Origin of the sequence: Velocimicrobium porci, from assembly GCF_009696045.1 — a bacterium.
GTDB classification, from domain to species: domain Bacteria; phylum Bacillota; class Clostridia; order Lachnospirales; family Lachnospiraceae; genus Velocimicrobium; species Velocimicrobium porci.
In genome coordinates, this window is the sequence record NZ_VUMT01000046.1 from 1 (window position 1) to 5,225 (window position 5,225).

A 5,225-nucleotide genomic window follows, 5' to 3' on the forward strand; every position below is an offset into this window, starting at 1 on the left:
TCTACATCATGCACATGTAATACCAATATCAGGAAAATCATACAGGTTAAAAGATCACTTAAAACAGACAGACTAATTGTACATTTTTATATCATATTTTTTGTACATTAGGTCTTGACATTTTATACCTGACGCAGTTTGCGGCGTACATTGCCGGAAAGGTATTCATCAGCAGTCACATAATGGGGTGTGCCGTCTTTCTCCAACTGTCCCGGTACACGGAAGATTACGCCTTGCAGCTCTCCGGCCAGTTCTTCTTTTGTTTTTCCGGTAAGCTGGCTCATATAGCTCATATTCACGCAGGCTTTTTCCGAGATAGACACCGCCAGTGCTTCGCTTGCTGTATCCACCACAGCCACCGCCTGATGGGGCTTGATGGTCCGTTTGGTGAACATATCCGCCTTGCGTTCCAGCTTTCCGTCCTCGTCGATGACTTCCAGCGCACAGAGCAGGTAATAGGAAGAATCATCTGCATAGGCCAGTCGGTTTGCACGGTCATTGATAAGGCCATATTTTTCAGAAAAGCTGTCATACAGGCTGTTCAGTTCCGCCTGCTTTTGGGTAATGGTGCTGTCCGGAACCGCTGCATCCATCTGAAGGTCGATCAGTTCCTGCACACAATCACGCAGTCCCACAAGACCTTTTACGCGGGCTTCTGCGGTGGTGTTGAGATCCGGGCGCACCATGCGGCTGTTTTCCCGGTAGTACACCTGCCCGTCTACAATGGCATAGGAATAGTTCTTCACATTAGGATCGGCAGGAATGAAGGTGTCAATGGCTTCGCCTTCGCCCAGCTCCGGCAGCTCTGCCTCCTGATAAGTGCCATGAATGTACTTCACAGCATCATGCAGCTGGTCGGAAAGCTTCAGTCCCTCGATGGGGTTCACGGTGTAGTCCATACCATGTGCAGTGCTTACCGGCTCCTGTCTGCCCAGCACCATTTCCGGATGGTCGATAAAATACCGGTTGATGGTAAACCCGTCCTCCGTCTGTCCGGTCTGGGTCCATTCCGGCACGATGTCCAACGGGTGGTCCCGCTTTTGGAAGAAGATGATGTCCGATACCACCTCGGCACCGGCATTCTTTTTGAACGCGTCATTAGGCAGACGGATAGCTCCCAGCAGCTCAGCACGCTGGGCAAGATATCGGCGCACGGTGGAATCCTTGGCGTCCATGGTATATCGAGAGGTCACAAAAGCTACCACACCGCCGGGACGCACCTGGTCCAGTGCTTTGGCAAAAAAATAGTTATGAATACTGAAATTCAACTTGTTGTAGGCTTTGTCGTTGACCTGATACTGACCAAAAGGTACATTGCCGATGGCAAGGTCAAAGAAGTCACGGCGGTCAGTGGTCTCAAAGCCTCCTACTGTGATGTCCGCCTTGGGATAGAGCTGCTTTGCGATGCGCCCGGAAACCGGGTCCAGCTCCACGCCATACAGACGGCTGTTTCGCATTTCCTCCGGCAGCATACCGAAGAAATTACCCACACCCATAGATGGCTCCAGAATATTTCCGGTCTCAAAGCCCATGCGCCCCACCGCTTCATAGATGGCCTGAATGACCGTAGGGCTGGTGTAATGGGCGTTTAGGGTGGAGCTTCTGGCGGCGACATATTCCTCCGGGGTCAGCAGCTCTTTCAGCCGGGCATACTCGGAAGCCCATGCCGGCTTCTCCGGGTCAAAAGCATCAGAAAGACCGCCCCAGCCCACATAGCGGGAAAGAACCTCCTGCTGTTCAGGGCTTGCCTGCTGTCCGGCAGCTTCCAACTCTTTCAGCAAACGAATGGCATTGATATTTGCCTGGAACTTGGCTTTCGGACCGCCTTCGCCCAAATGCTCATCGGTAATACGGAAGTTTTGTGCATTGCGGCGCAGGTTGGCCTTGTATTCCTCATAGGAGGCTTCCTCGGCAGCTTTGGCATTGGGGAAGGTCTGCCACTGGCCATTGACCTGAATGGAAACCGGGTGTTCGTCCAGCACTTCCTCAAAGGTTTTCTCCGGCTCTGTCACAGGGGCTGGTGGCTCCGGCTCCTCGATATGCAGCCGTTCCACCACCACATCATAAGGCAGATTGTTCTTATCGCCCGGATAGACGGCCACGGTCTCGGAATGGAAGGCCGGGGATTCGGCAGACGGTTGGGGCTGTTCCTGTCCAAAGCCATCCAGCTGACGGGCATACATCCCGCGCAGCAAAGGCGCAACTTCATCCCAACGGAAATACAGCACAGCCAGACGCTTTTCCTCTGCGTCCAGGACTTCCAGCTCCATGCCCTGTGCCGTGGTACGGTAATCGGCAATATCGCCGGTCTCCAGATTCAGCGTCTCGATCTCACCGGAATAGGCTCTGCTCAGCCAGTAGGCGATCTCGCTGTTACTCCTGCCGGATTGCAGCAGCGTGGAAACCTGTTTTTTATCTGCTTCATCCATCAGTCCATGGGACAATACATCCCGCAAGTCCTGATCTACCTTGTCCGGGTCAATGGGAAGAAACTCGGTATAGTAAGCATTGCGGCGATCTGCCCGAAGCAGCTGCTCGAACTGTTCTTTGCGCTCTGCCCGGTAGATGGGATACACCATACCGGTGGGCAGAAGCTGTACGGTGTCATCCCGCAGCTCGGTGATCCGATAGGCGTCATCCTCGATATACACGGTATCGCCCACGGCATAGACCGGGGCGGCAGGGTCATAGGAGGTTCTTTGTGGAATGGGGCTGCGAACGGCGTCATATTCCTCATCGGAAATGGAAACTTTGGAAGTCTGCTCTGTCTCGGCAGCTGCGATCTGCTCTGCATCTGACATCACCTGTTGGATAAACGGGTCATTGTCCAGTTTTTCCGGGTCTGCCATCTGGCCGTTGACGATCCCTTTTTCCTCCAGGGCTTCCCGGATGGCGATGGGGTCGATGTTGTCAAAACGGTCCTGTTCTTCTTCGGTATAGAACCGGTCCTCCTGAATAAGCTGGGCAATCCTGCGTTGTACCTTCGGCCAGGGCAGCTGCATTTCCTCCGGGCTTCCGGCACGAGTAATGAACAGGCTGTTGCTGTTACTGCCGCCGTATTCCTGAGCCAGCCATGCAGCGGTATCTTTCTCTCTTGCATGGTCTTTCATATAGCGGACGACAGCGTGTTTACTCTCGATATTGCCGTTCCATGCACAAAGGGCAGTATCAATATCTTCCTGAGAAAGAGGGCGCAGAAGCTCATGGAGCTTTGGATAGGTTTCGTCGATCACTTCCCGGTGCAGACGCTGGCGGAACTCCGGTATATCAGAATAAAGGCGGATCAGCTCCATATCCTTAGAACCAAGGACCGCACGGCGCACAGCAGCATTGCCCTCGATGACAGCATTTTCACGGTCAGAATGACCGCAGGCATTGCGGTATGCGGCATCCTCGGAAATAGCGGCAGTTACCACAGGCTTATACTGTTCAAACTGCTCCCGAAGGGTGGGCTTTGGAGTTTCTTCCTCCACCTCCGGCTGCTGGGCTTGGATGGCATCTTCTTCGGCCAGTTCCTTTTCAGCCTGGATTTTGTCATACTGCGCCTGTTCCTGTTCGGTAAGATAGCGGCCCTTCTGGACAAGAGAGGTAATGCGCTTGGCAACATTTTCCCAGTTCAAGTGAACATCCGGGCAGTCCTGCTTTTTATAGTGCAGCCCTTTCCCGTCATGATCTTCACCGCTGTGTGTTGCGCCGGACAGTGCATGAGAGCGTCCGCCAATGCCATACTCGTCTTTGAGGAATCTCACTTTTTCCTTATCCGTATGGTTTTCCATGAAGAACGCATAGATACGGCCTTTTCCTCCGGCAAAACTACTGCCGCCGGTCATGGCGGCGTCGATCTCATCCTCGGTAATGAAGTGCTGGACAGTTGGCACTTGGGAAAGGTCCGAAGAAAAGGTGCTGCGTGGCAGATCAAGGTCTTTCAGGTTCTCCCAGATCTCCCTTGGCCTATGATAGTGAAAACGCAACAGGTCACGGTCCTGCTGATAGGCGGTCCAGAAAGCAGCGTATTCTTCCTTGAGAGTCTGGCGAAAAGCCGGTTCACTCAGCTGCTCCGTCAGGCGGTGGGTCTCCTCTGGGAACCCATTGCCTTTGATCTCTGACAGGCAGGACAAATATCCGGCTTCTCTGGCGTCCTCACTGAGATCGTGATATAGGTTCCAGAACTTTGTGGCAAGGAGGGAGCGTTCATAGCCTGCCGCTTCTGCAAGTTCCACATTGGAGGCAAACTGGCCGCTCTCCAAAAGCTCCCCGATACGCTCTGCGGCGCTCTCCCAGGAAACAACCTGAGCAGACCTGTCATAACGGACAGACTTCCCGTGGGAAAGATGGATACCATCCTCGGCATACCATGCGCTCACACTGCCAAGGCCGTTGCCGCCGTGGTACAGCGTTTTCAGTATCCCGGCAATCTCAGCGGTGGTTTTCTGCTTTTCAAAGGCTGCAACCACACGCTCCCTCTGGCGGTCTGTATTGCCGCCCAAACGCAGCACATGGTCGATGTCATTTTGAGCAAAAGAAAAAGCAGAGGATGTATGCGCTACATTCTCTGCTTCATCTATGGATTGGATCTGTTCTGCTTCGGAGAGGAACAGGTTTAGGGTCAGCTGTTGATAAGCTCCGCCATCAGGATTTCCTCGGCTTGGGCTTTGCAGGTGTTCATCAGCCCCACCCACTTCATGGGATCGCTGACTTTCAGTTCCTCGGTGGCTCCCGCTTCCTTCGCCAGCTGGGGCATCATCTGCTCCAGTCTGTTCTGGGCGGTCTCGTCGATCTCCAGAAGGTGCGGGTACAGCTTCTCGCTCAGCAACATCTGGTTGTAGAGGATGGGACGGTGTTCCTTCAGGTAGGTTTTCCTCATCCTTCCGTACTTGCCCAGGGGTTTCTCCGGCTGCTGGCTCAGCTTCAGGTCGGGAATCAGATAGTCTCCGTTCTGGATATAGGTCATGGGATTGTTCATCTTGTTTGCTCCTTTCTTGGTTGGCTTCACGCTCTGCATTTCGGACGGTGACGCCGATCTGTCGCAGCACCTGCTGGTTGATCTGGCTGACCGCTGTTCCCAGCGCCCCGATGGTGGGCGGGGTGTTGAAATCAATGGTCCTATGTCAAGAAAAAGTACAAGTTAAACGTGAACTTTTCACCTCAATATTCTGTCTTATGCCGCATTTATTTCCAAGTGTCTTAATTTTATCCAATATTTCTTTTCATACTCATTAGGTGAT

At 53.2% G+C, this 5,225-nt stretch carries 2 protein-coding genes; both read right to left on the minus strand.

The features are described 5' to 3' along the window. Positions 1-122: 122 nt before the first annotated feature. A complete protein-coding gene (locus FYJ58_RS14300) occupies positions 123-4,679 on the minus strand; it encodes a hypothetical protein (protein WP_154520359.1) in 4,557 nt (1,518 codons plus the stop codon). Further along, the gene (locus FYJ58_RS14305) at positions 4,607-4,951 is read right to left on the minus strand and encodes a TnpV protein (RefSeq protein ID WP_456300789.1); all 345 of its coding nucleotides are present in this window, start codon (positions 4,949-4,951) and stop codon (positions 4,607-4,609) included. The genes FYJ58_RS14300 and FYJ58_RS14305 overlap by 73 nt, the downstream gene beginning before the upstream one ends. Positions 4,952-5,225: the final 274 nt, after the last annotated feature.